Below are 2,573 nucleotides of genomic sequence, written 5' to 3'. Positions count from 1 at the left end.
ACCCTATGAATATTACGGCGATGTGATGTTAGGCGGTAAAGATTACCAAAATGCTTACGATTTGGCTGCCAGTAAATGCCGGGAACTGAACCAACCCCAAAAACCGGAATTGAACTAATTCATAACCAAGATTTATGAGTTTTTAAGCTTGGTTCAAACTGAACTGAGATAGGGATCGTCATCGCAACAGGCAAGATGCCTGTTCCACAAGAAAGAAATTTACTTTTTGTGGAACAGGCATCTTGCCTGTTCATAAAGGTTATTGAAAATGGTGCAATTTGAACAAAGCCAAAAATCTCACTATTTACCATTTCTAAACTCTCAAAATTCAGGAAACCGAGAATAATCAAAAGCAGCCAGTAACGGATCTAATTTTTGATTCCAAATCAAATCAGCCAACAATTTAGCCGTCACCGGAGCCAACAAAATGCCGTTCCGATAATGCCCAGTCGCCAGCGTCAAATTCTCCCAAGGGCTAGCACCCAAAATCGGCAACTCATCGGTGGTAGCAGGCCGAAATCCCCACCAAAACTCCAGAATTGGATAATTTTGTAATTTTGGATATAACTGCATAGCTCCTGCTAGCAAACTTTGGATTCCCGCTGGCGTATTTCCAGGGGTAAAATCTACATTTTCGCTAGTTGCGCCGATAATAATTCGGCCATCTTGACGCGGCACAATATAAATGCCGGTGCCGAATAAAACTGTTTGCAGTGGCTGAATTATTCCACAATCTTCTGGTACGCATACTGACAGCATTTGCCCCTTTCTTGGAAAAACAGGAACATTCAATAACTGCTCTGACCAAGCACCTGTAGCCAAAACGTAACGGTCAGCTTGCAATTTGCCTACCGTTGTTTCAACCCCCAAAACTCGATTTCCTTGCCGAATAATTTTTTCTGCACAGCCTTGAATAATCTCAATCTGCAATTCTTTTGTTGCGGTTTGAAGTGTCCGAAATAAAGCGCGGTTGTCAACTTGAGCGTCGTCAGGATACCACCAGCCACCAATTACTTCTTCACCCAATCCTAACTGCTGCTGGCGGACAGCATCTCTATCCAACCATTGAGAGTTAAGGTTTGAGAAATGTGGCTTTTCTTGAGATTCATTTTGACAGACGGGCGCGAGAATTCCCGATCGCCAATATCCCGTTTTCAATCCAGTCATCTCTTCTAGCCGTTCCACCCAGGCTGCATACATGGCGCGACTTTGTAAGCACAAATCCAGCATCGGACTGGGGGAAATTCGTTCGGCTTGGGGAGCCAGCATTCCGGCAGCAGCCCGCGCCGTCGGTTGTTTAGAATTGGTGGTGAGAACGGCGACAGATGCCCCTCGCAACTTCAGTTCAACTGCTAGCGAAAGGCCGATGATTCCGCCGCCAATAATCAGAATATCTTGAGATGAATTCATTGACTTGTTGCCAGAAATCCTTAACTCCGTTATCTATAATGGTAAGGTGCGTCAGATGCCGAAATCCTCGATTATCGTTTGAGAACTTCGTCTGACACACCCTACGAGTCGATTGAATTTTAACAGGGGCTTGAGTCTTACGATCGACAAAAAATCTATGCTTCCGGTTTCCAGACAGTTTCCGAGCCCTGGCCCCAAAAACCATCATATTTTGTCACCTTAATATCGCCTAAAACCTTGGTTTGGCAGGACAAACGGCGGTTGGATGCCCCAGAGTGGGGAGGAAGCGAAAGTCGGGCTTTTTCGCGCCACTCCGGTTCGGAAACTTCACCCTCGACAGTGACGGCGCAGGTGCCGCAAGTGCCTAGCCCGTGGCAGTTGATGACTTTGGCGTTACCATTGTAGAGATCGATGCCGTTTTTGAGCAAAACTTCACGGAGATTCGATTCGCGATCGCACTCAAATGTTTTTCCTTGCGCTTGTACCTTGACCACAGCAATTTACCCCAATTAGATTTATGTTAATTTTCTTACATATTATCGCATTTATTTCAAATAAATTCATCTAATATAAGTCATATCTTACCAAATTCTCGATCCCAATTTCCCATGACAAATCGGCTCTGGATCTACGATACCACGCTGCGAGACGGCGCTCAGTGCGAAGGACTCTCCCTATCTCTCGAAGACAAACTGCGTATAGCCCGTCAGTTAGACGGTTTAGGAATTCCCTTTATCGAAGGCGGCTGGCCGGGAGCTAATCCTAAAGACGTACAATTTTTTTGGCGGCTCAAAGAACAGCCGCTAACTCAAGCAGAAGTCGTAGCTTTTTGTTCGACTAGGCGGCCGGGAAAAACGGCAGCAAACGATGAAATGTTGCAGCCTATTTTGTCCGCAGGTACTCGCTGGGTAACGCTGTTTGGCAAGTCGTGGGATTTGCACGTTACTGAAGGTTTGAAGACGACTCTAGCAGAAAATCTGGCGATGATTCGAGATACAATTGAATTTTTGCAGAGTCAGGGAAGGCGCGTTATTTACGATGCCGAACACTGGTTTGACGGCTACAAACACAATCCCGATTATGCGATTAAAACTTTAGCAGCAGCGGCGGATGCAGGTGCAGAATGGCTGGTGCTTTGCGATACTAACGGCGGTACTTTGCCT

Annotated in this window: 3 protein-coding genes and 1 pseudogene; 1 reads left to right on the top strand and 3 read right to left on the bottom strand. The window is 45.9% G+C overall.

Annotated elements, in window-relative coordinates; genetic code table 11:
• Positions 1-119: 119 nt before the first annotated feature.
• The 3 genes from IQ270_RS31630 to IQ270_RS29685 form a co-directional block, all read right to left on the bottom strand.
• Complete coding sequence (locus IQ270_RS31630) at positions 120-311, bottom strand: hypothetical protein (protein WP_228056824.1); 192 nt, start codon at positions 309-311, stop codon at positions 120-122.
• A 10-nt stretch (positions 312-321) separates the two neighbouring features.
• A complete protein-coding gene (gene thiO, locus IQ270_RS29690; RefSeq protein ID WP_193976687.1) occupies positions 322-1,410 on the bottom strand; it encodes a glycine oxidase ThiO in 1,089 nt (362 codons plus the stop codon).
• Between the two features lie 155 nt (positions 1,411-1,565).
• Positions 1,566-1,904: a 2Fe-2S iron-sulfur cluster-binding protein gene (locus IQ270_RS29685; RefSeq protein WP_193976686.1), complete on the bottom strand. Its 339-nt coding sequence runs from the start codon at positions 1,902-1,904 to the stop codon at positions 1,566-1,568.
• A 114-nt stretch (positions 1,905-2,018) separates the two neighbouring features.
• Between IQ270_RS29685 and IQ270_RS29680 the strand changes: the two are divergent.
• Positions 2,019-2,573, top strand: a pseudogene (locus tag IQ270_RS29680) (citramalate synthase); the annotation flags it as partial.

Source organism: Microcoleus sp. LEGE 07076, assembly GCF_015207455.1.
GTDB lineage: Bacteria > Cyanobacteriota > Cyanobacteriia > Cyanobacteriales > Microcoleaceae > Microcoleus.
The sequence above is the reverse complement of the archived record's forward strand: the minus strand, read 5'-3'. Positions and strand labels throughout refer to the sequence as shown.